Origin of the sequence: Paenibacillus sp. MER TA 81-3 (assembly GCF_023713585.1) — a bacterium.
Taxonomy (GTDB): domain Bacteria; phylum Bacillota; class Bacilli; order Paenibacillales; family Paenibacillaceae; genus Paenibacillus_B; species Paenibacillus_B profundus.
On sequence record NZ_JAMAWB010000022.1, the window covers coordinates 70,928 to 95,498 of the forward strand.

Annotated in this window: 26 protein-coding genes; 4 read left to right on the forward strand and 22 right to left on the reverse strand. The window is 51.3% G+C overall.

The features are described 5' to 3' along the window. Positions 1-38 precede the first annotated feature (38 nt). The 10 genes from sigF to M3650_RS33225 form a co-directional block, all read right to left on the reverse strand. Positions 39-794, reverse strand: coding sequence for an RNA polymerase sporulation sigma factor SigF (gene sigF, locus M3650_RS25070; RefSeq protein WP_019422854.1), 756 nt, complete (start codon positions 792-794; stop codon positions 39-41). 11 nt (positions 795-805) lie between these two features. Then, complete coding sequence (gene spoIIAB / locus M3650_RS25075; protein WP_019422855.1) at positions 806-1,261, reverse strand: anti-sigma F factor; 456 nt, start codon at positions 1,259-1,261, stop codon at positions 806-808. Next, on the reverse strand, positions 1,258-1,611 hold the full coding sequence (spoIIAA, locus tag M3650_RS25080; protein WP_019422856.1) for an anti-sigma F factor antagonist: 354 nt from the start codon (positions 1,609-1,611) through the stop codon (positions 1,258-1,260). Before spoIIAA ends, spoIIAB begins: the two co-directional genes overlap by 4 nt. Before the next feature lie 88 nt (positions 1,612-1,699). Then, positions 1,700-2,893 carry a D-alanyl-D-alanine carboxypeptidase family protein gene (locus M3650_RS25085; protein ID WP_483311788.1) on the reverse strand — a complete coding sequence of 398 codons (1,194 nt, stop codon included), beginning with the start codon at positions 2,891-2,893 and terminating at the stop codon, positions 1,700-1,702. 256 nt (positions 2,894-3,149) lie between these two features. Next, on the reverse strand, positions 3,150-4,478 hold the full coding sequence (locus M3650_RS25090; protein ID WP_251578776.1) for a pyrimidine-nucleoside phosphorylase: 1,329 nt from the start codon (positions 4,476-4,478) through the stop codon (positions 3,150-3,152). A gap of 18 nt (positions 4,479-4,496) precedes the next feature. Continuing rightward, positions 4,497-5,324, reverse strand: a complete 828-nt coding sequence (locus M3650_RS25095; protein WP_251578777.1) for a purine-nucleoside phosphorylase — start codon at positions 5,322-5,324, stop codon at positions 4,497-4,499. 42 nt (positions 5,325-5,366) lie between these two features. Beyond that, positions 5,367-6,557 (reverse strand): phosphopentomutase, encoded by a 1,191-nt coding sequence (locus M3650_RS25100; protein WP_019422860.1) that lies wholly within the window; start codon positions 6,555-6,557, stop codon positions 5,367-5,369. Between the two features lie 128 nt (positions 6,558-6,685). Beyond that, positions 6,686-7,609 carry a tyrosine recombinase gene (locus M3650_RS25105; RefSeq protein WP_251578778.1) on the reverse strand — a complete coding sequence of 308 codons (924 nt, stop codon included), beginning with the start codon at positions 7,607-7,609 and terminating at the stop codon, positions 6,686-6,688. Between the two features lie 103 nt (positions 7,610-7,712). After that, positions 7,713-7,949, reverse strand: coding sequence for a DUF4227 family protein (locus tag M3650_RS25110; protein WP_019422862.1), 237 nt, complete (start codon positions 7,947-7,949; stop codon positions 7,713-7,715). 77 nt (positions 7,950-8,026) lie between these two features. After that, entirely contained in the window at positions 8,027-8,179 is a 153-nt protein-coding gene (locus M3650_RS33225) for a hypothetical protein (RefSeq protein WP_483311789.1), read from the reverse strand. 211 nt (positions 8,180-8,390) lie between these two features. Between M3650_RS33225 and M3650_RS25115 the strand changes: the two genes are divergently transcribed. After that, positions 8,391-9,797: a S8 family peptidase gene (locus tag M3650_RS25115; RefSeq protein WP_251578779.1), complete on the forward strand. Its 1,407-nt coding sequence runs from the start codon at positions 8,391-8,393 to the stop codon at positions 9,795-9,797. 61 nt (positions 9,798-9,858) lie between these two features. Here the strand turns inward: M3650_RS25115 and fur are convergent, their stop codons facing one another. The 4 genes from fur to M3650_RS25135 form a co-directional block, all read right to left on the reverse strand. Then, complete coding sequence (fur, locus tag M3650_RS25120; RefSeq protein ID WP_251578780.1) at positions 9,859-10,353, reverse strand: ferric iron uptake transcriptional regulator; 495 nt, start codon at positions 10,351-10,353, stop codon at positions 9,859-9,861. A gap of 121 nt (positions 10,354-10,474) precedes the next feature. Beyond that, positions 10,475-11,104 carry a stage II sporulation protein M gene (gene spoIIM, locus M3650_RS25125; protein WP_251578782.1) on the reverse strand — a complete coding sequence of 210 codons (630 nt, stop codon included), beginning with the start codon at positions 11,102-11,104 and terminating at the stop codon, positions 10,475-10,477. Between the two features lie 90 nt (positions 11,105-11,194). After that, positions 11,195-12,424 carry an endonuclease Q family protein gene (locus M3650_RS25130; RefSeq protein WP_251578813.1) on the reverse strand — a complete coding sequence of 410 codons (1,230 nt, stop codon included), beginning with the start codon at positions 12,422-12,424 and terminating at the stop codon, positions 11,195-11,197. Between the two features lie 5 nt (positions 12,425-12,429). Then, positions 12,430-13,017 carry an NUDIX hydrolase gene (locus M3650_RS25135; protein ID WP_251578783.1) on the reverse strand — a complete coding sequence of 196 codons (588 nt, stop codon included), beginning with the start codon at positions 13,015-13,017 and terminating at the stop codon, positions 12,430-12,432. Between the two features lie 95 nt (positions 13,018-13,112). Between M3650_RS25135 and M3650_RS25140 the strand changes: the two genes are divergently transcribed. The 3 genes from M3650_RS25140 (at position 13,113) to M3650_RS25150 (ending at position 15,403) form a co-directional block, all read left to right on the forward strand. Then, positions 13,113-13,268, forward strand: a complete 156-nt coding sequence (locus M3650_RS25140; RefSeq protein WP_019422869.1) for a hypothetical protein — start codon at positions 13,113-13,115, stop codon at positions 13,266-13,268. 129 nt (positions 13,269-13,397) lie between these two features. Further along, positions 13,398-13,994 (forward strand): TetR/AcrR family transcriptional regulator, encoded by a 597-nt coding sequence (locus M3650_RS25145; protein WP_019422870.1) that lies wholly within the window; start codon positions 13,398-13,400, stop codon positions 13,992-13,994. A 164-nt stretch (positions 13,995-14,158) separates the two neighbouring features. After that, positions 14,159-15,403 (forward strand): MFS transporter, encoded by a 1,245-nt coding sequence (locus tag M3650_RS25150; protein ID WP_251578784.1) that lies wholly within the window; start codon positions 14,159-14,161, stop codon positions 15,401-15,403. 67 nt (positions 15,404-15,470) lie between these two features. Here M3650_RS25150 and M3650_RS25155 read toward each other — a convergent pair whose 3' ends face one another. From M3650_RS25155 to M3650_RS25190, 8 genes are all read right to left on the reverse strand, one after another. Next, entirely contained in the window at positions 15,471-16,541 is a 1,071-nt protein-coding gene (locus M3650_RS25155; protein WP_251578785.1) for a mannonate dehydratase, read from the reverse strand. 30 nt (positions 16,542-16,571) lie between these two features. Further along, entirely contained in the window at positions 16,572-17,645 is a 1,074-nt protein-coding gene (locus M3650_RS25160; RefSeq protein WP_251578786.1) for a Gfo/Idh/MocA family protein, read from the reverse strand. 23 nt (positions 17,646-17,668) lie between these two features. Next, positions 17,669-18,529, reverse strand: coding sequence for a sugar phosphate isomerase/epimerase family protein (locus tag M3650_RS25165; protein ID WP_251578787.1), 861 nt, complete (start codon positions 18,527-18,529; stop codon positions 17,669-17,671). A gap of 42 nt (positions 18,530-18,571) precedes the next feature. Beyond that, positions 18,572-19,342 carry an SDR family oxidoreductase gene (locus M3650_RS25170; RefSeq protein WP_251578788.1) on the reverse strand — a complete coding sequence of 257 codons (771 nt, stop codon included), beginning with the start codon at positions 19,340-19,342 and terminating at the stop codon, positions 18,572-18,574. A 16-nt stretch (positions 19,343-19,358) separates the two neighbouring features. After that, on the reverse strand, positions 19,359-20,624 hold the full coding sequence (locus M3650_RS25175) for a glucuronate isomerase (protein WP_251578789.1): 1,266 nt from the start codon (positions 20,622-20,624) through the stop codon (positions 19,359-19,361). A 53-nt stretch (positions 20,625-20,677) separates the two neighbouring features. Then, a complete protein-coding gene (locus tag M3650_RS25180; RefSeq protein ID WP_251578791.1) occupies positions 20,678-21,859 on the reverse strand; it encodes a Gfo/Idh/MocA family protein in 1,182 nt (393 codons plus the stop codon). 469 nt (positions 21,860-22,328) lie between these two features. Continuing rightward, a complete protein-coding gene (locus tag M3650_RS25185) occupies positions 22,329-23,234 on the reverse strand; it encodes a transposase (RefSeq protein WP_251578792.1) in 906 nt (301 codons plus the stop codon). Positions 23,235-23,683: 449 nt separating this feature from the next. Then, the gene (locus M3650_RS25190; RefSeq protein WP_251578793.1) at positions 23,684-24,547 is read right to left on the reverse strand and encodes a helix-turn-helix transcriptional regulator; all 864 of its coding nucleotides are present in this window, start codon (positions 24,545-24,547) and stop codon (positions 23,684-23,686) included. Positions 24,548-24,571 lie beyond the last annotated feature (24 nt).

The window sequence follows — 24,571 nt, forward strand, 5'->3', positions numbered from 1 at the left end:
CAAAGACACCGCAAGGATGATTCCTTACGGTGTCTGCATCACTGCGCGATTTGCGCCTTTATGGACTGTAATATTTTCTTTTCCAACCGGGACACCTGAACCTGCGAGATGCCCAAGCGGCTGGCAACTTCCGACTGTGTCTGGTCGCGGAAATATCGTAAATAGACGATGAGCTGTTCGCGTTCACTCAATCCTTCGATAGCTTCGTTCAGAGCGAGCTTATCGAACCACCGCTCCTGTGATTCGTCCGCAATTTGATCCATGAGCGTAATCGGATCGCCATCATTTTCAAATACCGTCTCGTGAATAGAGGTCGGAGGCTTGTTCGCTTCTTGGGCGAAGACAACCTCCTCCGGTGTAACACCGAGTTCTGCAGCCACTTCTTTAATCGTTGGAAGACGACCGAATCGCTTCGACAGCTCATCCTTCGTCTTTCGCACTTTGTTCGCCATTTCCTTCAATGAGCGGCTTACCTTTAACGTGCCATCATCCCGCAAGAAGCGCTGGATTTCACCGATTATCATCGGGACCGCGTACGTAGAGAACTTCACGTCGTATGACAAATCGAATTTATCGACGGATTTAAGCAAGCCGATGCATCCGATTTGAAACAAATCATCCGGTTCGTACCCTCGGTTCATAAACCGCTGTACGACCGACCATACGAGACGAATGTTGCAGTTGACAAGCGTATCTCTTGCCACCGTATCCCCAGCTTGGCTGAGCGCAATCAGACGCTTCACTTCCGCGTCGTCCAAATAACTTTGTGACGATTGCTTCAAATCGACTTTCATGGCTTCAACCCCTAATTATAGAGCGCTTTTTTCGATTCTATCCGCTTCTTCATGCGGATGGTGGTACCAACGCCAAGTTCGGTTGTCACTTCAAACTCATCCATAAAGTTCTCCATAATGGTAAAGCCCATGCCAGAACGTTCCATATCCGGCTTTGACGTGAACAGAGGCTGTCGCGCCAGCTCGATGTCTTCAATGCCTTGTCCTTGGTCGGATACCGTCAACGTAATGTCTTCGCCTTCAATCGCAGCAGTAATGCTGACCATTCCAGTCGGTTCATTATCATATCCGTGAATAATACAGTTCGTTACCGCTTCAGAAATGACTGTCTTCAGATCCGTCAGTTCATCCAGTGTTGGGTCCAGCTGCGACACGAATGCCGCAACGGCTACGCGGGCGAATGCTTCATTCTCGGAACGACTGGAAAATTGCAACGTCATAACGTTAGCTTCGCTTTGTCCGTTCATGATACGACCTCCAGACCGTTGAGCGCTAAATGCTCGTTATCGTAGACATGCATAATTTTGAACAAGCCCGACAATTCAAATAATCGGCGCACGGCCGGATTCATCTCACAGACCGCCATTTTTCCGCCTCTGCCTTTGATTTGCTTGTACCTACCCAAGATAACACCGAGGCCAGAGCTATCCATAAACGTCAATTCACTAAGGCTTAGCACCACATGGTTCACTTGTCCGCGTTGAATCACCTCATCGAGCTGAAAGCGTACAATCTCTGCTGTATGATGATCCAGTTCCCCCCTCAAACGGGTAATTAACACGTTACGCCGATGTTCCAATTCCACCTGCAAATTCATGCGTATCACTCTCCTCCCACGATGCCGAAACATTCGTCACAGAGAAACCCAATTCCTGCTAGGCGACAAAACTAGAAGCAGCGCGTCTTTATTTGACAAAAAACAACTTGCCGCAGGTCCGTTTAAATAAAGTCCACCAGCCGGCTTTCGCTACGTTTTGCGTTGCTTCGACAGGAAATTCCCGAATCATTTTATCCCCTTGATACACCACGATGCGTCCAATCGGCTGTCCGGCTTCAATCGGTGCCTTCACTGATTTCGGAGCGTCCAGCTCGAAGCGAATATTTTGCTTGGCGTCGCCCTTCTTCAGCAATACGGTGTACGGCCGCTGCGCTTTGATTTCCAGGTTCTCAATCATCCCTTTTTCCACGCGCACGCCACCGATTCGTTCCCCTGCCTTCAATAGAGGAACATTTGTATATTGGGCGAAGGCATAGTCGAACATTTGAGTCACTTCCGCATTTCGAGTCTTCGTATTCGGTTCGCCCAGCACGACCGCAATGACACGCATATTTTCACGCTTTGCCGTTGCCGACAGGCAGTATTTCGCTTCCGACGTGTAGCCTGTCTTCAATCCATCCGCCCCTTGATAGAATCGAACGAGCTTGTTCGTATTGACGAGCCAGAACTTCTTGCTTGTATTCTGACGTAAATAATCTTCATACGCGCCGGTATATTTCGTCACGTTCGGATATTGCATCAATGCCTGAGACATTAATGCGATATCATGGGCTGACGTATAATGATTTTCAGCAGGAAGACCGTTGCAGTTCTCGAAATGAGTATTCTTCATGCCAAGCTCTTTTGCTCTATCGTTCATCATTTGAACAAAAGCCTTCTCCGAGCCGGCAATCTTCTCCGCCATAGCGACTGATGCGTCATTGCCCGATGCCATGGCAATGCCCTTCATCATTTCTTCGACCGTCATTTCTTCACCGGGCTCCAGAAAAATCTGCGAACCGCCCATCGATGCCGCATATTCGCTGGTCGACACTTTATCTGACAGCTTCAGCTTTCCTTCATCGATTGCTTCCATGACGAGCAGCATCGTCATAATTTTAGTGATGCTGGCCGGAGGAAGCTTGTCATGACTATTTTTCTCGAAAATAATCGTTCCCGTGTCCGCATCCATCAGCACAGCAGAACGAGCATTCTCCGCCAATTGCACTTCTGTCGCATTCGAGGAGGATGTCGCTTGGCTGGACGGTTCAGCATCTGTCCACGGCGGCAAATCTGCTTGGAGCGCAGCGGTGCTGGACGGTAATATAACAGCGCTTGCCAACACGACGCACACACTAGCATGTAGCCATTTGTTCAAAGAATGTCCCCTCCTAAAGAGATGTGCACAACCTTAATGGCAAACTCAATATAGCTGGATGTGCCTTATATCCATTCTTGTCCGAACGCAAGCAAAATATTCCACATTGTCGATGGATAGGCATAAAAAAAGTTTCTACCGAAAAGAGTCTTCGATAGAAACGGATGATTGGCTTTTTATTTTATGAAGCGTGATCAAGAGGGGGATTATGAACAATCTCTTATACGAATCGTTGAACGCCGTCTTTGGTTACAACCGCATATACGAGCGGCTTCGCGGCAACTTCCTGTGGCGTAATCTCGTAGGCCTTCAGAATCCGCTCCTTGGCTTCTTCCATCCGCCCTTTATCATTTACATGCAAAATGGCGAGCACATCGCCAACCCGTACCGATTCGCCGACTTTCTTGCACAAATCAATGCCTACGGCCAAGTCGATGACTGAATCTTTGGTCTCCCGGCCTGCGCCAAGCAGCATCGCGGCAATCCCGATATGCTCAGCCTGAATGGCAGCCACGGTGCCGTCCGTCTGCGCTGCGACCTCAATCCGGTCTCCCGCATGCGGCAGACGGCTCGGGTCGTCGATCATCGAGGCGTCTCCCCCTTGGGCTGCGACTAGCTGCTTCAGCTTCTGCAGCGCGGTGCCGTCCTGCAAATGCTGCTCCAACTGCCGACGGGCATCCGCTTCGTCCTGTGCCTTGCCGCCCAGTACCAGCATATGTGCTCCCAGGATGAGACACAGCTCATGCAAGTCAGCCGGCCCCTGTCCGCGCAGCGTCATAATCGCTTCTTCCACTTCAAGGGAGTTGCCAATCAGATGGCCGAGCGGCTGATCCATATCCGAGATGACCGCAATCGCGTGACGGCCGACTTCCGTCCCGATATCGACCATCGCTTGCGCCAAGGCGATAGAATCATCCAGCGTCTTCATGAACGCGCCGCTGCCCGTCTTAACGTCGAGCACAATCGCATCAGCGCCGGCTGCAATCTTCTTGCTCATGACGGAGCTGGCGATGAGCGGAATCGATTCGACCGTCGCGGTGACGTCTCTCAGCCCATACAGCTTCTTATCCGCAGGCGTAATATTTCCGCTCTGACCGATGAGCGAGACTCCGATATCATTCACTTGCGCGAAGAACTGGCTTCGCTCCAGCTCGACTTGATAGCCGGCGATCGCTTCCAGCTTATCGATCGTTCCGCCCGTATGTCCCAGCCCGCGGCCTGACATCTTGGCTACTGGCACACCCGCCGCTGCGACGAGCGGAGCCAGCACGAGCGTCGTCTTGTCGCCGACACCCCCGGTGGAATGCTTATCCACTTTAATGCCTTGGATCGGACTCAGATCGATTTGATCGCCGGATTTCGCCATTTCAAGCGTCAAGCTAGCCGTTTCACGTGCATTCATACCTTGAAAGTATATAGCCATCGCCCATGCGGCAATTTGATAATCCGGAACTTTACCGTTGCTGTAGCCTTGGATAAGGAATCGGATTTCCTCAGGGGACAGCTCCTGTCCGTCACGTTTCTTCTGAATGATGTCTACCGCTCGCAAAATATAACCTCCTAGGCCTTACATTTTCGGGATGATGGCCAACACAAGCTTCAAAAACGTCTCTTTCACCCGCTCCGCAGTCTCCATCACTTCAGCATGAGAGAGCGGCTGATCCAATATGCCAGCAGCCATATTGCTGATGCAGGAAATGCCGAGCACTTCCATTCCAGCATGCTTAGCCACGATCACTTCGGATACAGTGGACATGCCGACGGCGTCGCCGCCCAAGGTGCGGAACATGCGGATTTCTGCCGGCGTTTCATAGTTTGGACCTAACAGCCCAACATATACGCCTTCCTGCAATGAACATTGCTGCTCGCCTGCAATCTCCTTCGCCAATTGGCGCAGACGGGGGCTATATGCTGTGGACATATCCGGGAAGCGTACGCCTAAGCGATTATCATTCGGTCCGATTAACGGATTGCATCCGGTCATGTTCAAATGGTCTTGAATCAGCATCAAATCTCCCGGTTGATACGCAGTGTTAATTCCGCCCGCCGCGTTGGTCACCAGCAGCTTCTCCACGCCGATCGCCTTCATGACACGTACAGGAAATGCCGTCAGCTCCGGCCCGTAGCCCTCATACATATGGAATCGGCCCTTCATCATGACGACCGTCCGGCCTTCAATCTGGCCAATGAGCAGTTCACCCGCATGCCCCTCAACCGTCGATTGTGGAAAGTGCGGAATGTCCTGATAAGGAATCGTAACCGGATTCTCAACCAAATCGGCCAAAATGCCTAGCCCTGATCCAAGGATAAGTCCAATGTCAGGTGTCGCGTCGATGCGCTTCTTAATATACGCTGCCGCGTCTTGAATGTGGTCATACGTTACTGCGTGGCTCATGAAAGATTCCCCCAATATTGATATGATGCCGAACGACGCTTTTTACAGCAGTTCGGATAAGAAGCTGGTACCGACCTGAGGCTGGCCGGCTTGGAAATTATCCGCTATCGTTGCGCCCAAATCCGCATATGTCGAACGGATGCCAAGCGCTCGTCCCGCCTGAATCGCTGGACTGTACATCAGGAGCGGGACATATTCGCGCGTATGATCGGTGCCGGTATGGGTCGGGTCATTACCGTGATCCGCCGTGATGACCAGCAGATCATTGGGACCGATTCGTTCCATCATAGCTGGCAATGCCTCATCGAATTGCTCTAACGCCTGCGCGTACCCTTCCGCATCGCGGCGATGGCCGTACATGGAATCAAAATCAACCAAATTCGTAAACAACAAGCCGTTGAACGATTGACCCAGAATATCTGTCGTTGTCGTAATACCGTGCGCGTTGCTCTTCGTCGGGTAAGAAGCCGAGATGCCTTCCCCTGAGAAAATATCATTGATTTTTCCGACCGAAATGACGTCTTTACCCGCTTGTTGAAGCAAGTTCAATACAGTATCTTCCGGAGGCACGACGGCATAGTCATGACGATTCGGCGTGCGTGCGAACTGGCCTGGCTGACCAGCATAAGGACGGGCGATGACGCGTCCTACCGTATGAGGCTCTTGCAGCGTCAACCGTCTCGCAATCTCGCAGGCGCGATATAATTCCTCCAGTGGAATGATATCCTCATGCGCCGCAATCTGAAATACGCTGTCGGCAGATGTATAAACGATCCATGCGCCGGTTTTCATTTGCTCTTCGCCGTATTCCTCGATAATCTCCGTTCCGGAAGCAGGCTTGTTCGCCAGCACCTTGCGTCCCGTTTCCTGTTCAAACGCGGAAATCAGTTCTGCTGGAAACCCATCCGGGTACGTGTTGAAGGGAGTCGTAATTCGAAGGCCCATTAGCTCCCAATGGCCGGTCATCGTATCCTTGCCTACCGAAATCTCCGCCATTTTCCCGTAGATTCCTTGCGGCGCGTCAACTGGCTTCAGCGCACCCAGATCGGCGATGTTCCCCAGGCCGAGCTGCTGCAGATGAGGCAGCTTGATATGAGGCACCCGTTCAATAATATGACCGAGCGTGTGCGTGCCTGTATCGCCGAATTGCTCTGCGTCAGGCAGTTCGCCGATGCCTACGCTGTCCAATACGATCACCGCAATGCGATCGAACGGCTTATTGCTTGTGTTCATGCCAATCACTCCTTTTTATCCTTCTTCTTAGCTTGTGTTAAGGAGAAATGGACCATACTCCGATTCAGAGGTTGTTCTAAAGCCCTCTTTTGATTCCGAAGCATCCCACGCACTTTCATTTCATGCTATCATTTCTTCGCCCGTGGATGGGCTAGCGTGTAAACATCCTTCATGCTGCTCTTCTTCATATGCTCGACATAACGCTGTGTCGTGGCAAGTTCCGAGTGCCCCAGCATTTCCTGCACGGAGCGCACATCCGCCCCATTCGACAACAGATGAACCGCGAACGAATGGCGCATTGTATGGGGCGTGATCGGAAACGGCAGATCCAGCTTGTCCGCATACTTCTTAATCATCTTCCAGAAGCCCTGTCTGGACATCCGCTGACCGCGAACATTCAGGAACAGAGCCGACTCGATGGCCGTCTCTGAAGTGGAGTTGGCTCCAATCATTTCCGGACGGGCCTTCTCCAAGTACAATTGAATCGCCTCACCCGCGACTTGTCCTAGCGGGATGACCCGCTCCTTCCCAGAGGAGACGCACCGCAAGAAGCCAAGCTTCGGCTGAACGTCTTCGAGGTCGAGCGCCATGAGCTCAGAGACGCGCACGCCGGTCGCATACAGCGTCTCCAGCATGGCCCTGTCGCGCAGCCCTTGCACGGATTCGCCATCCGGCATCGACAACAGCCGTTCCGTCTCTTGCAACGACAATATATGAGGGGTCTTCGCTTCCGCCTTCGGGCGCTCTACTTGAAGCGTCGGATCTTGGCTCATCGTTCCTTCGATAATGAAAAAATGAAAAAAAGAACGCAACGAGGCAGCGATGCGCGAAATGCTTGAAGCGGCCCGGCCGTCACGCTTGAGTTGATACAAATATTGATTGACATGATAAGAACGCACGTCTGCTACGGATTGAATCTCTTCCTGCGCAATGGCCTTCAAAAAGGTCGAGATATCTCTTATGTACGCTTCCAGCGTGTGCGGAGAGAGGCTTCGCTCCTGCTTCAAATACTGCTCGTAGCTTTCCAATTGCTGTATGATTGCACTTCTCATCGTTAAACTCCTTACTTCCAAAACACTCTCTCCTATATTCCACACGATATCATCAAATTCCTGCTGTTTTGCTATCATTCCATGGACTTCGCACGTTATTTCCCTATTCGCCGAGCCAGTAAAATAACCGCAACCGATCCGTAAACGATGCAGGCTCCAAATCCGCATTTTCATCGGCACGGAATACTTTGACCGCTTTCCCATGCGGCTCACGATACTTATCCACTGGCGATATCCATTCGGTTACTGTGCCGAATAAATGAGCCATCGCATAGGTCATAAGCAGAAACAACGCGATGAACCTCAAGCGTTCCAACAGCTTGCGCAAAGGCACAATCATCGGAAGCACCTCCTCACCTCATGTTTGTCCCGCTAAAATTAACGTATGAGGTGAATTGGCTGGATATGCCGGATGCATTATTTGAAAGGACAAGCCTCCATGCCTAACGCTTCCGCAACCGCTTGATGAACAATGCCGCCCTGATACGTATTCAGCCCGCCTTTCAGCTCCGGCGATCTGCGGACGGCTTCTTCCAGACGATGAGCAGCGAGCTTGCGTACATAGGGCAGCGTTGCGTGCGTCTATGCAAGGTTCGATGGTCGCTTTCAACATGTTACTTCCATTATAACCTCTGCCATTTCTGAAACAATGGGCGAACGATTCAGGTTTGCATTCACCGTTCCACGAACGTCCACATACGATAAATTAGATTTACAGGCGGTGTCAGACGCGCTGTCACAGCAGGTTATCTATTCTTTTTGAAGTGGAGGGCATGAATGCATGCGCACATTAACCCGCATGTTACAGGCGGCCGTACACGGTCAGCCTACTCGTAAGACCGATCGCAAAATGATTATTTTGAAAGACCGCAAAAGCTATGCTGCCTGTATTCAGCAGCTAAAAAAGCAAGGAATCGTCCCCTTAAAGCAGGTAAAATCCGCCCGGATGCTCTGCTGTCATTTAGATCGGCACAAAGATCTGCAGCAGATTATGAATCATCCAAGCATTCGGCGAATCGAAACTGATGCCCGAGTCCGCGCTCATGCCATTAAACCCGCGAAGGGCACAAAGCGGAGCTCGTCAACTTCCTCTAGGTTGCGTCTAAAGAAACGCAACCATTCAACTCCCTACGCCATAACTTCCCAAATTCCTTGGGGCATCAAGCGAATTCACGCTCCCCGCGTGTGGCCGAAGACGAAAGGAAAAGGCATCAAAGTTGCAATCGTCGATACAGGGATTTCAACTCATCCGGATTTGAATATTGCCGGGGGAATCAATACGATTCGAAGAGGGATGCCCCATCAGGATGATAACGGGCACGGAACCCACGTAGCAGGAACGGTAGCTGCAACCGGCACAGGAAATATGCTGTACGGAGCGGCTCCAGAAGTAGATCTGTACGCTGTGAAAGCGCTTGATGAGAACGGCGATGGATATGTATCGGACATCGTCGAAGGCATAGAATGGTGTATAAAAAACAAAATGGATGTCATTAATTTGAGTCTTGGATTAAACGGTCCGAGCGATCTGCTGCGTTCTACCGTAAGAAGGGCGTACCGAAAAGGCATCGTGCTTGTCGCGTCAGCCGGGAATGAAGGCAGTGATGCGGATATGATTGATGTTCCCGCCAGTTATCCGGAGACGATCGCGGTAACGGCAACCGACAAAAACAATCAAATTGCTGTTTTCAGCAGCCGCGGCAAAGGGATTGATGTGGCCGCACCAGGAGAAGATATCGTATCGACGAACAATAAGAATAGTTTTTCGAAGGATTCAGGCACTTCCATGGCCGCACCGCATGTATCCGGGACCGTCGCCCTCATGCTGGCCAGCAATCCCGAGCTAACGCCGCAAGACGTGAAGTCCGTACTGATCGATACGGCGAGTGAACTGAAAGGTTACTCCGACCGTTCGCAAGGCGCTGGCCTTGTTCGTGCAGATAAAGCGACGGCATGCGCCATGGATTCGTTGAAATCGTCTTTCCCGTTAACAGGCATTTCTGCCGTGAGTGGTCCAATTAAAAAAGCGTTGGCGCGCCGCACGGCAACTAGCCGCTCCCCTGCGTGCAGGCCGAACAAATCGGAAGCCCAAGCAGCAGCGGCATCACGCCAGCGAACAAAGAAGGCAGGAAGGGGCACAGCCCAGTCCTCGAAGCTGTACAACGTAGTTAAGCCTCGGCGCAGTTAGCGCTGAGGCTTCTCTTCATTTCATACGGTTAAATTGCTTCGTTATACGCATTATACAAGCATTATACGTCCGCGTTATCGTCCTTTTGGGCTTGCTGTTCTCGTTCACGTTCACGTTCTTTTTCGCGACAATGCTTGCATATTCCTTGAAAATCCAAACGGTGATCGATCACCGTAAAATGAAATTCTTGCTCCAGGCGTTCTTCCAATGGCCCGAGCCAGTCTTCCTGAATTTCCTGCATGGACCCACATTGGACACAAATGAGATGGTGATGGTGATGCTTGTTGTTGTCTCCACGCAAATCATATCTAGCTACGCCATCGCCAAAATTCATTTTTTCCACAACGTGCAACTCATTCAACAATTCCAATGTACGGTAAACGGTGGCAAGACCGATTTCTGGCGCTTTTTCTTTCACGAGCATGAAGACATCTTCCGCACTAAGATGATCCTCTTCATTCTCAAGCAGGACGCGAACGGTTGCCTCGCGCTGCGGTGTCAGCTTGTACCCTTGGGATTGCAGTTGTTGTTTAATCTTCTCAATCCGCGCTTCCATGGTCTCCCCCCTTGCCCGCCAAGCCACATTTCGATTTCACTTCTATTATTATAGGGGGAGAATGCAAGCAGTGTCAAATCATTTGCACGAAGGCAAGTTTTCTTCTTCACTGTGCATTAGCTTACCCGGTTAGAAAAGGCGCGGCCCATTTCATTAATCCAGGTGATACCCAGGTCACGACGGCGGCAACAGCCCCCATACCAAGCGCTGCGGACGCTTGCAACGCAAAGAAACGGCCGATCGGTTCCCGCAGCGACTGCAGCTTGGGCATGAATAGCCTGTGCTTCAATACGTGCATGGCAAGTGCCATCGACGCGACGCTTGCAATCATAATTAACGGAATGGCAATCATGTTGTGCGGGGCTACCGACACGAAGGCGAACAAGACGCCTTTCCAAGCATATTGTCCGACCAGCGTTCCGACCGTGAACCCGACGAACACACCTTTGGCGAACACGAGCACCAATACGAGCGGAAATCCTACAATGGAAATGCCGAGCAGCGCTATTACGGCGATCCATTTCAAATAGAACAATGCCGAATCAAGAAAAACTTCCCCGCCATTTGCTGAAGTTCCGTTCTGTTCGATTGTCGTGAAAAAATGCCCGAGATGGCTTCCGATATCCTGCTGCTGCTCCAAGGTTAACGCATTGACCAGCAGGGCACCGAATACGACACCGACAAGAAACAGGACCGATACGAAAATATAAAGGTGGAGCTGTGCGCGCAATGAATGAGCTAATGGCTTCATAGGGGATGACTCCTTTCACAAGCAGCTTGCGAATCTTCCAGTCGATCCACTCTATGCGGAAGCCCGTCCATTTATGATAATGGCTGCCGCTTATGCATCGATCACTTTGCCGTACGTGCCGCCGCCTCCGCTCTGCAGCGCCAGCTGCCCGCTCCGAGCCTTTACGATCAGATCAGCGGTCTTCCCGCCTACCGTCTCCTCCAATTCTGCTGCCGTCGCTTGATGGAGAATGGCCATCTCCGTGCCGAACCGCTCCAGCAGCTTCGCCATCGTCTTCGGCCCTACCCCTGGAATGAATTCCAATGGCACCTGCATAATGTAGGGCGGCCGATGTGCAGGTACAAGAGACTGTTCGCGATCTCCAATATGCTGAATCCTATCCCACACGCCCTGCACGAATCGGGTGCTTCCGCATGAGGCGCATGCCAGCTTCGCTTCCATCGCTTTATCGGCAATCACCTGACCGCATTTGACGCATGAGGTGCGATGATACTTGCCAAGCCGGGGGTTCAGGCCATAGTTGGCTTGAATGCCGCGTCCATTCTGACGACGCAGCGCCAGCGCCCATTCCTTAAAGGTCGGCTCAGCCAAGGTCAGCGCATTATATTCCCGCGCAATTTTGCTTAAGGAATGCGCATCCGAGTTCGTCAGCAGCGTGTAGCGGTCCAGTTCCGAAATGCATCCCGCCATGTCCGTATCCGCACTTAGGCCCAATTCGACCGCATCGATCAATTCCATATCCAGCACATCCGACATCCGGTCGGTGCAATTGCCGTAAACACTCTTATAAGGTGTGAATACATGCGCTGGAATAAAGATACCGCCATGAGCGGCTGTCTGTTCCTGCAAGGTACGCCCGGATACATATACCCGCTGTGAGGACAGATTCATGTTCGTCACGTAGGACGACAGCCACTCGGAAAAGTGCCGCATGGCGCTGAAACTCGGCATGAAGCACAGGACATGAGCCATTCCGTATCCTTCCTCCCGAATCTCCAATTCCGTACCGAGAAGCAGCGTCGTTCCTTTGTATGCAATCCCTCCATCCGCCAGTTCCTCCATCTCGCCTCGATCAAGCAGACTGGCAATATCGTCTTGAACTCCAGGCGCATGAGCGTCAATAATCCCGATGAGCTGAAGTCCTTTCCGTTCCGCTGCCTCCTTGGCGATCGCTTCGAAGGTCAAGCTGCGGCTGGCACTTATTTTAACCGGCTGATTGCGCGAGGTGCTGCCAATATGAATATGGAAATCCCCATACATGGTCACAAGTGGAGAGGGTTCATGTCGTTCATTCGATTCATGCAACGCTGTATCCTTCATCGGCTTCACTTCGGCCATTTCCCTGTAAGCTCGCGCAGATGCCAAGCATAGATAGCGTTGATCGTCTTCGCGTCGCTAATGCTTCCTTCACGCATCGCCGCATACGCTTCCTCTAACGTCATGGCGCCCACTTCAAGAAATTCGTCTTCATCCGTATGTGCTTCGCCGGACACCAGCTCTTCAGCCGCATAGAGATGAATAATCTCATCCGCGAAGCCTGGAGACGTATAGAATGCTCCGAGCGGAATAAGCGACTGTGCCCGGAAGCCTGTCTCTTCCTCAAGTTCACGGCGTGCTGCCGCTTCAGGCTGTTCTCCTGGATCAAGCTTGCCTGCAGGGATCTCTATCTGCGTTCGGCCCAGAGGCTTGCGGTATTGTTCCACAACCAACATGCGGTTGTCCTTCAACGCCAGTACGGCAACGGCTCCCGGGTGACGCACGATTTCACGGGTAGCTGTCGTCCCATCAGGCAGACTAACGGTATCTACCTGCAGCGAAATCACTTTCCCGTCAAATATCGGTTTCGTTTCTAATGTAACTTCTTCGAACTTCGCGCCATTCGGCTGCTTGCTGTCATTCTTCGAGCCAATCATTAGTCAGCCACTCCTTTGTATACATAAATCCGTTCTTCATTACATACCCATTATACCAAAACGGCTTGTCCGATATGAAATGAGGAACGATAATAATGAAACAATATGTTTCCAAGCATGATTTGTTGTTTGTAGGAAAAGGCTATGAAATTACTGCGGAGCTGCGGCGGTTGATAATACGTGACGGCCAGTCTTCCCTCCTTTCTCATACATTGCAGAAGCAAGCGACACGCGTACACAAGAAAAAATAGTAGCCCTCCCCTCTCCTCCTGTTGACATCTCTCTTCCTTCAACGATATAATCGCATCAAAAGATTAATCCGACCAGTTAGTCTAATAATCTAATCCACACATTACATATTGAGAAGGAGTCATTGTCCTATGGCGCGGCGTACGGCGGAAGAAGCTGAACAGACGAAGAAGTCGATTGGCGCGGCCGCAAAACAACTCTTTATCCAGCAAGGGTACCAAGCCACCTCGATGGATCAGATATGCCAACAATCTGGTGTGAGCAAAGGAAGCATCTACTACCACTTCAAAAATAAAGAGGCATTGTTCATCTACTTGCATGAAATGGATATGGAACAATGGAATGAGAAATGGTATGAGACCGTCGAGCCTGCCATGAGCGCAACCGACAAGCTAATTCTGCTCGCTGAGCATTATGCGAAGGATTTCAACAGTCCGCTTATGAAAGCGAGCGAAGAATTCATGCTCTCGCGCGGATCCGACACGAACATCATTGATGTGATGCTTGAAATATCCCGCAGGCCATTTCCAATCATTTCTGAATTGTTGGAGGAAGGAATGGCGAAGAGAGAATTTGCGCGCGCGAATACGGAAGACCTTACGTTGATTCTTTATAGTATGCTTGGCGGTTTGGGAATTACCTTTATGGAGGGGCGACCTGAAGAGGAGATTTGCGAACTGTATGACAAAGCGATTCGTATCTTTCTGCAAGGGATAAGTGTGCAATAACCTTTCTGCGGTACACGCATAGACTAGTAATCATTCTGCATCGGATCGGTGGTAAATTTACGATTCTGGTGACGAAATGGAACGGTAACCCGTTCCTTCCTTTTTCAATATATTTATACCGACTGGTCGGATTAATTATTTAATATTATGGGAGGAGATATCATATGAGCGCTTCCCCCGCGCTTCCCCTATGGCGTAACCGCGTATTTCTCGTCGTTACGACTGCGGATGTACTACAGGAACTGGGAATTTGGATTCGAAATATAGCCATTCTGTTCTATGTCATGGAGATGACGAACCACAATCCCGTCGCCGTCTCATTAATAACCGTGTTCGAGTATTTGCCTATCTTTCTGTTTTCGTTCATCGGCGGAACATTGGCCGATCGATGGAACCCGAAGCGAACGGTCATCACAGGAGATATATTAAGCGCCTTATCCATCGGCCTGATCCTTATTTGCATGCAGTCCGGTATATGGCAGTCCGTCTTCGTAGCGACGGTTGTCTCCGCCATGGTCAGCCAGTTCTCGCGCCCTTCGTCGACGGTGCTGTTCAAGCGCCACGTTCCGGAAGCGCAAGTTCCTGCCGCCATCGGCATCGGACAAAGCCTGAGCTCGTTGTTCCTTATCGTCGGGCCGATTATAGGCACCTTTGTGTATCAGACCTTTCATGTGGAAACGTCTCTTACTGTGCTCATGTTCATTTTTCTGCTCGCTGCTGCGATACAATTCTCACTGCCGCACAGTCCGAGAAAGCCTAAGGATGAACCATCTCGCATCATCGGAGAAATGAAAGATGGTCTGCGCTATGTCATACAACACGCCAATCTTCGCAACATTGCGCTCATGTACGGCTTGATTAGTCTGGGTGTGGGCTTGATACAGCCCATGGAAGTGTTTCTAATCACACAGAGGCTGGGATTGGAAAAAGAGCAGCTGCAGTGGTTTTCAACCGTTGCAGGCGTCGGCCTGTTCGCCGGCGTTGGGATCGCCGCTCTGATGGGCAATGCTGTTCGCCGCCATGGGCGTGCCATTATGTGCTTCGTCATTCTGATCTTATCCGCTGCCACGCTCTTTGAAGTATGGTCTACTTTCGCTTGGCTTACCGGTTCTCTGCGGTTCCTTGTCGGATTTATTATGGCGTTCTTCCAAGTCGTCATCAGCACCTTTTTCATTACCCTTGTGACTGACGAGTATATCGGACGCGTCAACGGCATCATCACACCAATATTTACAGCCGGCATCCTGATCGGTTCCTCGGTTAGCGGGTTTCTGATGCAATATACGTCACTCTTTGCAGTCTTTGCGTGCTCTGCCTTGCTCATTGCTCTCAGTGTCTTGTTCTGCTTCCAACTCGAGCTGCATCCCGGCGAGTCTCAAAATGGCCAATTAGAATCGGCCGGCGTATAACATAAAAAAACTTGGGCAGAGAGCATCCATGATCTGGTTTCTCTCTACCCAAGCTCAAGCTCTCTATCTATCGTGAAGCAACAGCATCTTCCTGGTTGCGGCATTTCGTGACCGCTTCCCACAATCCGTTCAAATAGACGGCGCCAAGGGCGCGATCATACAGTCCGTAGCCCGGACGCCCGGTCTCCCCCCAGATCATCCGGCCGTGGTCGGAGCGCAACGGTCCCTCATAACGGATATCGGAGAGTGCACACATGATCTCGGCCATATCTACCGAGCCTTCTTCTGACAGATGTGCCGTCTCCATGAAGGAATGATGTCCTGTTACTTTCACATTGCGCGCATGCACGAAGTGAATGCGTCCCTCACTCCCTATTCTGCGAATCATGCCCGGCAGATCGTTATCTGGATCGGAACCCAGTGAACCCGTACAGAGGCAAATTCCGTGTGAAGGGCCATCGTGCAATGCCAGATAACGTTCGAACTGCGCTTCTTTCCCGAGAATGCGCGGCAATCCGAATATCGGCCATGGCGGATCGTCCGGGTGCACGGCCATCCTTATGCCAAGCTCATCGGCGAGGGGCATAATCTCGCCAACGAAGTACGCGATGTTCACCCAGTAATCCTCTTCATCCAACTCATGGTACTGTGCAAATAGCTGTTCCAGCTCGCCATCCTTGTAGCTGGTATCCCACCCCGGCAGACGCAGCTTACCGGTTACCGGATCCATTTGCGTCACGACCTCATCTTCATAAATGAGCGTTGTCGATCTGTCAGCCAGCGGAAAATCGAGTCTGGAACGCGTCCAATCGAAGACCGGCATCACATTGTAGCATACGATATCGACTCCAGCCTGCGCGAGATTCCGTAACGTTTCCTTGTAATTGTCAATATAGCGTTCCCGCGTCGGCAGCCCCAGCTTAATATGTTCATGCACCGGCACGCTCTCGATTACGCTCAGCTTCAATCCGTGTCCTTCTATGGTATGCTTCAGTTCTGTGATGCATTCGAGGCTCCACGCTTCTCCGACAGGAACATCGTAAATAGCAGATACGATTCCCTTCATGCCAGGAATTTGCCGGATATATTCCAGCTTGACAGGGTCCTCTTTCCCATACCAGCGAAACGTTAATTCCATAAGTGCCCCACCTCCCGGAAAATGAAGTCATTATTCGACACGCACCGCTTGGGCTTGAGCGAGCAACGCACATTCGGCGGCCTTGAATGCATGCTGCTGCGTCATCGCGCGTTCCGTTCGTTCCAGACAGTCCAGAATGAGCTGTCCGAAGAACGGAAAGCCGACTTTCCCTGCGGTCTGTATATAATATTCGCCTTCATGGTTCGCCATGTAGACATGGTCGGTCGTATTGGAGCGGGCAATATCGATATATTTACGCAGCTCGATATAGCCTTCCGTCCCTAGAATAATCGTTCGACCGTCCCCCCACGTACCTAGCCCGTCAGGCGTAAACCAATCCACGCGGAAATAGTTGGTCGCCCCGTTGTCCCCCACGAGCGTCGCATCTCCGAAGTCTTCCAGCTCCGGGTAGCTCTTATTGGCATAGTTCGCAACTTTGCTGTGAAGCACACGCGCATCCTGGCAGCCGGCAAAATATAAAAATTGTTCAACCTGGTGACTGCCGATGTCACATAGAATGCCGCCATATTTCTCTTTGTCAAAAAACCATCCCGGGCGCGACGGCGCATTCAAACGATGCGGTCCGGTTCCCATTACTTGAATGACTCGGCCGATCGCTCCTTGTGCAATCAGTTGTCCAGCATATACGGCACTTTCTACATGCAGTCGTTCGCTGTAGTACACCATATACTTTTTCTCCGTTAGTTCTGCCTTCTGCCGCGCCGAAGCCAATTGCTCCAACGTGGTGAACGGAGTCTTATCTGTAAAATAATCCTTGCCGTGATCCATCACCCGCAGCCCCAGAGCACAGCGCTCGGATGGAATCGCTGCCGCCGCGACGAGTTGCACCTCGCTATCCACCAATATTTCGGCTTCGGAGCGGGCCCGCCGGACGGAAGGATAGGCGTTGACGAAAGCTTCCACCTTGGCCGGGTCCGGATCATACACCCACTTTAATGTTCCGCCCGCCTCGATTAATCCGTTGCACATCCCGTATATATGTCCGTGTTCCAGCGCCATGGCTGCAAACACGAACTGTCCAGCATCACACACCGGATTCGGTTTGCCTTGCGGGGCATAACGCATTCCGTCTTGTCGGTTCATTTTGGTTGGCCTCCATCTATTTGCTATGTCGCCGGTGAGGTCGTCTGCTTCGACAATTCATTCATCCAGCTCACGAAATGGTGAATCATCTGCACGGAGCTTCGCGTCCCGCTGAAGTCCTCCACACCGCAAAATCCGTCATATCCCACCGCTTGCAAATCAGCCATCACTTGCGGCCAACGAACGAAGCCTTCCTCAGGCGGCGACCAGACCAGCTTCGGTGCAGAATCGTCCCGTTCCGGAGCGACATCGGCATTTTTAACATGCACATGAGCCAAATAAGGCCCCAATATTTCAAGTCCCATACGATGGTTCTCATAGCCTTCAAAGACCATATTGCCCGGGTCGAACAGCACGCCGACATCTTGCGGATCAAAATGCGATACTAACCGATGCGCTGCGCTGGCACTGGCCGCTATCGTTCCATGATGGGTCTCGACCAAGCCTTTCATTTCATATTTCCGCAGCAGCGGAATCAACTGCTCCATATATTTTACTTGCTCGTCATAGAGCTCGTTATAGGACTTCGAACGATTGTAGCCGTGAACGCCAAGTCGCATCATCGGGGCGCCGAGCGCATGCGCAATGCGCAGCACCTGCTCCGCCGCATCCATATCCCCCACCTTCAAATAAGGCATGACGGCTGCACTGGCCAGCTCATGATCATCCATTTCTTTGCGCAGCGATTGCAGCAGCGAGATATCAGCATCCGGTTCGATGGTGCATTGGTGATTTCCCCAAAATGAAAACGGCTTGCCTTTGTTTTCAGGCGCGATCGTGCAGCAGCGCCATTCGATGCCGTTCAGACCCGCTTCTTTTGCAATTGGAAGTAGTTCAAATACAGAAATGTCAGGTACCGCAACCGTAAATAATGACCATTTCATTATGTTAGCCTCCTATATTCAGTGAACTATTTCGTCATGGACCTAAATGGTCATGGCCCCGAAGCCACCGTCTACCCGCACAAGCGAACCGGTGACGAAGCTCGAAGCGCGCTCCGATGCCAGCCAGACGACGGCCCCTTGCAGCTCATCTGGATCCCCGAAGCGTCCCATCGGCGTATGCTTCATAATGGACTGAACACGCTCCGGCGCCAGGATGGCGCGGTTCTGCTCCGCCGGAAAAAAACCGGGTATAATCGCGTTAACGCGGACACCATGCGGCGCGAACTCGCGTGCGAGATATTGCGTCATATTGTTAATCGCCGCTTTGGACATCGAATACGAAAATACTTTGGATAATGGCGGATCAGACGATACCGAAGAAATCAGAATGATGGAACCGCCCAAGCCGCTGTCCGTCATCGATTGCCCGAACAGCTGGCAGCTGCGAACCGCTCCTTTCACATTCACATTCATGATGTGTTCCCATTCTTCCATCTCAATGTCAAAGAAAGGCGTTGCGCTATTCACGCCTGGGCAATAGAGTAAGATATCGACGCGCCCGTAGTGCTCCATAATCTCGCGATGAACTCGCATTAGATCCGCCTCGAGGGTAACGTCGCCCAGAAACGGCTGCGCATCCCCGCCCAGCTCCGTGAGCTGCTCCACAGCTTGCGCAACGGTATCGGCATTGCGGCCGACGATAGCTGTTCTGGCGCCGTGGGCAATAAGCCCCTCCGCCATGGCACGCCCTAGCGTGCTGTTGCCGCCCAAGAGCACCGCCGTCTTGCCGCGCAAGTCAAAAAGTGATGACATGCCACCCCTCCTAAGGTCAATCTTTTCGTTCCCTGCCGACAAACTTCCAGAACTGGCCGTTGAATAATTCATCCACGTCACGTTCGATATGGTGCCGTTCCACCTGCCAGCCTTCCCGCTGCAGCCGGATATACTTATGCGCCAGCGCATCGGCGATAATCGTTCTGGAATAGCACCATTTCGTAATGAGCTGCTCCAGCACCCGGCAATCGGAATGCTGAGGAACGAATGACGTTCCGAGCAGCTCGATCCGGAACCGGGTCATCTCATCAATCATGGACTCGATATGGAGGAACCACCAGCAGCCGAACGGCAGCACATTGCGGAATTTGCGCGCAAGCACCGCCAGCTCATGCTGATTCTCGCGCGCCAGCAACGTGACCATGAACCGGTTGGCCGGATGTCGGGCCAACAACCGTTCCAGCGCATTGATATCCGCGCGTTCGCTACGGTCGCCCGCCAGCAGGAGCGCCGGATTAACCTGTCGCTTCACCCCGATCATAAGCGCAAGCGGAAGGTTCAACTCCTTGCATACAGGAAGAATCGCTTCTTCCAACACCGCTGTGCCGCAATCGTCCGCCGGATAATCGAATGTTCCCGGCAAAGAAGCGGCAATGTACAGCGCATCCATGCGCCGTGCCCAATCCCGGAGGAAGCGTCTGGTCTCTTCAAGCTGACTATCTCTGTTCGCTTCCGTCCACTGCTCCGTCACCGTATAGCCTTGAGCTTTCATTCGGTTGCTGGCGAATGTCCAATTAAGCAGCAGCGAGTCTATCCGAAGCGCTGCGCCGAAGCGTTGATCGGATACGCCTTCATTCATCCATACCGGATGCTCCAGTGAATCGAACGGATCGTTCGTCATGACGATATAACGCACATTGGCAATGCGAAGCACATCATCGATATGCTCTGTCAGCTTCCGGCTGCCCCATGCTTCCCGCAGCTCGTCAATGTCCTTGGACAGGATCGGCATGCCCAGACGTTGACAGACGCCCACAACCGCCTGCGTAGCCTCACTAATTGGCGTTCGCTCTACAAATAGCGTCTGGAACACATGATTGGCTTGCTCCTGCTTCGACCATGACCAGAACGTATCCGTGTCCACATCGGAATGCCGGAACATTTCAGCAATCAAATAGTGATAAGTTAAAAGCTCGTCAATTCCCCATAACAATAAAGAATCAAAATCAGCCGAATATAGATGAGTATGCATATCCGTAACCGGACATTGCTGCACGACTTCGTGCGTCAGCCTTCTCAAGGCTTCTTCTTGGGCGAGCAAAGCGGCACCGTCCTTTCGAGGAGCAAATTCATCATAGCGTAAATGTCAATCCATTATGACCCAAATGTCTTGCTCATATCGGCAACTGTTGCATCGCCGGAGGAGTTAGATGAATCAGCCTGATATCTCGATTGCTCGATTCGCTGCTGCAGCTCGCTGTAGAACAACTCCTCGTCAATAGGCAGCGGTACCCAATTATCCGTCCACGTGGATAGCAGCATCGCATTCGATAGCATCAAGCCATGGATGCCCTCCTCCCCGGGCGCCAACAGCGGCGTGCCTTTCTGGATCGCATGGATCCAATCCTGCGTTATGCCGCGATGGGCACCGCCTTGGCCGTGGATCGGGATGTCGCATTTCCAGCATTCCGGCTGGCCAAAGACGCCTTTGAAATCCTTGTTGAATTCAGGCTCCGGCGTGCGGAGTCTCCAAAAGGTCATGCGATCATCCTCAATTACGATCTTGCCGCGGTCGCCTGTTATTTCAAATCGGTTAGTCCCCGGCGCTTCACCAGTCGTCGTGACGAACACGCCACTGGCGCCGTTCTCGTATTCCACATATGCCGTGACGTCATCCTCCACCTCGATGTCGCGATACCGGCCGAAACGGCAGAACGCACGCATGCGAACCGGCATCATGCCAATCGTCCATTGCCATAGATCCAGTTGATGCGGATCCTGATTAATGAGGACACCGCCGCCTTCTCCAGCCCACGTCGCGCGCCATCCGCCCGAGTCATAGTAGCTTTGCGAGCGATACCAATTCGTTATAATCCAGTTCGTGCGGCGTATTTCGCCAAGCTCGCCGCTCTGAACCAATTCGCGAAGCTTCTGATATAGCGGATTGGTCCGCTGATTGTACATAATGCTGAATACTTTCCCGCTTGCTTTGGCTGCTTCATTCATTTCGCGCACTTGCTTCGTATAGACACCAGCCGGCTTCTCGATGAGCACATGCAGGCCGTGCTGAAGCGCATGGATCGCCGATGCCGGATGATGATAATGTGGCGTGCAGATAAGGACCGCGTCCACGAGACCCGATGAGAACAGTTCGCCCTCTTGCTCGTAGAACGCAACTTGATCCCCTAGGCTTTCCATTGCCCACGCCTGCTTCGACGGTATCGCGTCGCATACCGCTGCAAGAGTTGCCCCTTCCACCTGTCCGGCTGCCAAATACGCTGCGTGCGCGGCGCCCATATTGCCTAAACCGATAATTCCAACTCGAACCTTTTGCATGCTTCTGCCTCCTTGAACGGCTGTCATTGTTCTCTTGGCTTGCAATATTGCTAGGACTCGATAGTAGCTTACCACCAATAATGTGCGAACGCTTACATCCAGTTGCGTCCTTTTAAACGTCTATTTAACTCTGATTGGCTTTTTCCCTGTCCCACGACTCTTCTGAAAATCATGGCGTCCCCTCTCCCGTGAAGGGCTTGCCAAAAGGTCCTTTTGTCCACTATCCCAACTATTCAGAAAATAAACTATCGAAATATCACCCGTTTTTTGAGTTTAACCACTCTTTATCTGAAATGAGCATATTCTCACGGGTGCCTGCGATAAGATAATCTTGAATTTTATGTATCGCCATACAACACTATTTACAAAACGTGCTTATTTATTGGAACCATAAATAAATGACTATATTCATATCGAAATAGATTGTCTTTAAGCATAGCAGTGTCATGTCAACTACAGGGAAAAAGCATCATGCAGCAAAAGCCATTCTTCCACTTCTTCCGCGGCATCGCCATGATAATGCTGTAGAGATAGACAGACAGTGATCTGCTAACCGCTCCCAGATCGATACGTTTTGAGATTCAAGATTGTATCGGTAGCAGTATTCGTCCAAATATGCTTGCAAATAGGTCCCGCCTAAGCCGTGAAACGTGTTATTTATCCATGCCTTGGCCTGGTCGGAGATATAACGTAGCGCATTAGGTCTGCGAAAACGGAACGGGTGATTCATGATATCTATGTTGCTTGCATGACAAGATACGTGCTGTGAGACAAATGCTCCTCTCCCCGCACTCACCAAGCTCTTATAGGACAAATGTTCACGTATTACGAGTTTCATTTTTACATAGATGGGGATGTTGTCAGGATTGTTCATGGAGGCAGCTATCAAAAACGGATGCTCCTTGGGATGCAACTCAAATAACGGGGTGAATGGCGGTCCATAACAGGTCAAGGCCGCACGAACGTTCTGATCAAGCGGGCGCTCGGCATCGGCTGCACTCATAACAGCCCTAAGCTTATGCAACATTGCCCATGCGGTCTTATATGTAACTTGAATGAGTGAACTGAGCTGCACCGCATTAATGCCCTTATCTGTTCTCGAAATAAGCCAGATGGCGGCTAACCACTTTCTGAGAACAGTCCGGCTTCCTTCCATGACAGTACCGGCAATGAGAGAGCATTGATGACGGCAAGAGCGGCATTCATAAAGCGGCAGCCTGCGTGATCGTATCGTATATGCCTCACGATGGCCGCAACGAGGGCAGACGAAGCCCTGAGGCCACTTTCTCCGATACACCTCATTCACACATGACTCCTCAGAATGAAAATGTGCCAACAACTGTTCCAAATTCGCAAACGACATCTGCCCCGTCATAGTCCCGCCTCCCAAAATAAGAACATTTGTTCTGCATACAAATTATAACAAACAAATCAAAGAGTTTCAACTCAAATCCGCTGCAAAAATATACATCGCATTCCATTTAACAAGTCATTTTTCACAAGTCATTTTTTGCGTATCTGAGTCATTGGTAGAATGGGCAAAAGAGCCATTATGACATGGATGTGGGCGCTCGAGAGCATAGGTAAAAGTAACAATTACTGTGGATCTGATGAAGAAATAATGATTGCAGTCGAAGATCATCCCCCACATGTCCAGAGCAATAAAACATCGAACCTTTTTTCGCGTAGTCTGAATCGTTGGATGGCTGGGCAAAAGAGCACGTCAAGACAAAGTGGAACGTGCTCGAAAGCATGAACAGAAGCGAGGAACTGCTATGATTTTCATAAAAAAAGAACTGGCTCACGCCAATTCTTTTTTATAAGCTACTGCTTCTCGGGAGAACTGAACAACTGCTTGCGGTACTGTTCGGGAGTGCAACCGACCATTTGCTTGAATAGGCGTGAAAAATGAGGCAAGTGCTTGAATCCCGCGCGAAAGGATACATCCGTGACGCTCCATTGCGGTTCCGTCAAAAACCACACCTTCGCCTGATTAATACGGCGGTGATACAAATACGTGAACACCGTCGTACCGGTTACGTCTTTGAACACTTTGCTCAAATAATATTTGTTCAGATGCTGTCGCTCGGCGATATCGTCTAACGTCACATCTTCTTGATAGCAGCCTTCGATGACGCGAATCGTCTCCTGCACGTACTTCTCGCGTTCGCCTGCCGGCGGCAACGCCGCCATAGGCTCTTTGCACCAGTCGTATATACAATAAAGCAAATCCAAAAATGCCAGCTGCATCCGGCGCTCCCCGACGAAATCGCTTCGTCCTGCGAAGGATTTCATGCGCGTCAGCAGCCGCTCTGCTTCTTCCCGATGAGCACTCGGGAGCTTCAAACGCGCATACTTCAATTCCCGAAACGGGCGCAGCACATCATCTCCGGATTCGACAGGCAAATTGGGATGAACCGCCTCGACATAGCGCGGATCGAAATGGATGATGGAGCGCACATACGGATAACACGTATCGATATTCGGCCGATGCAGCGTGAGGCCATGCATTAGAATCAGATCGCCCGGCTCCAGCATATATATTTGATCGCCGATCAGATAGTGCACTTTCCCGGCATGGAACATGTAAATCTCATAGCTGGAATGGGAATGAAAGTGCGGCACCTCGTAAGGCGCCGCATTCCGGTACTGCAATTCGAACATGCTGGTATGATGAATGAAAGACAACGATCTCTCCCCCTTCACGAATGA

Bases quoted from the DNA above. Each gene is read 5' to 3' on its own strand.
- spoIIM (WP_251578782.1), bottom strand. From the start codon at position 11,104: ATGAAGCCATTAGCTCATTCATTGCGCGCACAGCTCCACCTTTATATT.
- M3650_RS25185 (WP_251578792.1), bottom strand. From the start codon at position 23,234: ATGACGGGGCAGATGTCGTTTGCGAATTTGGAACAGTTGTTGGCACAT.
- M3650_RS25155 (WP_251578785.1), bottom strand. From the start codon at position 16,541: ATGGAATTAACGTTTCGCTGGTATGGGAAAGAGGACCCTGTCAAGCTG.
- M3650_RS25140 (WP_019422869.1), top strand. From the start codon at position 13,113: ATGAAACAATATGTTTCCAAGCATGATTTGTTGTTTGTAGGAAAAGGC.
- M3650_RS25105 (WP_251578778.1), bottom strand. From the start codon at position 7,609: ATGAGAAGTGCAATCATACAGCAATTGGAAAGCTACGAGCAGTATTTG.
- M3650_RS25110 (WP_019422862.1), bottom strand. From the start codon at position 7,949: ATGATTGTGCCTTTGCGCAAGCTGTTGGAACGCTTGAGGTTCATCGCG.
- M3650_RS25135 (WP_251578783.1), bottom strand. From the start codon at position 13,017: ATGATTGGCTCGAAGAATGACAGCAAGCAGCCGAATGGCGCGAAGTTC.
- M3650_RS25095 (WP_251578777.1), bottom strand. From the start codon at position 5,324: ATGAGCCACGCAGTAACGTATGACCACATTCAAGACGCGGCAGCGTAT.
- spoIIAB (WP_019422855.1), bottom strand. From the start codon at position 1,261: ATGAACGGACAAAGCGAAGCTAACGTTATGACGTTGCAATTTTCCAGT.
- M3650_RS25150 (WP_251578784.1), top strand. From the start codon at position 14,159: ATGAGCGCTTCCCCCGCGCTTCCCCTATGGCGTAACCGCGTATTTCTC.
- sigF (WP_019422854.1), bottom strand. From the start codon at position 794: ATGAAAGTCGATTTGAAGCAATCGTCACAAAGTTATTTGGACGACGCG.
- M3650_RS25115 (WP_251578779.1), top strand. From the start codon at position 8,391: ATGCGCACATTAACCCGCATGTTACAGGCGGCCGTACACGGTCAGCCT.
- M3650_RS25100 (WP_019422860.1), bottom strand. From the start codon at position 6,557: ATGAACACAAGCAATAAGCCGTTCGATCGCATTGCGGTGATCGTATTG.
- fur (WP_251578780.1), bottom strand. From the start codon at position 10,353: ATGGAAGCGCGGATTGAGAAGATTAAACAACAACTGCAATCCCAAGGG.
- M3650_RS25145 (WP_019422870.1), top strand. From the start codon at position 13,398: ATGGCGCGGCGTACGGCGGAAGAAGCTGAACAGACGAAGAAGTCGATT.
- M3650_RS25130 (WP_251578813.1), bottom strand. From the start codon at position 12,424: ATGAAGGATACAGCGTTGCATGAATCGAATGAACGACATGAACCCTCT.
- M3650_RS25160 (WP_251578786.1), bottom strand. From the start codon at position 17,645: ATGAACCGACAAGACGGAATGCGTTATGCCCCGCAAGGCAAACCGAAT.
- M3650_RS25165 (WP_251578787.1), bottom strand. From the start codon at position 18,529: ATGAAATGGTCATTATTTACGGTTGCGGTACCTGACATTTCTGTATTT.
- M3650_RS25170 (WP_251578788.1), bottom strand. From the start codon at position 19,342: ATGTCATCACTTTTTGACTTGCGCGGCAAGACGGCGGTGCTCTTGGGC.
- M3650_RS25180 (WP_251578791.1), bottom strand. From the start codon at position 21,859: ATGCAAAAGGTTCGAGTTGGAATTATCGGTTTAGGCAATATGGGCGCC.
- spoIIAA (WP_019422856.1), bottom strand. From the start codon at position 1,611: ATGAATTTGCAGGTGGAATTGGAACATCGGCGTAACGTGTTAATTACC.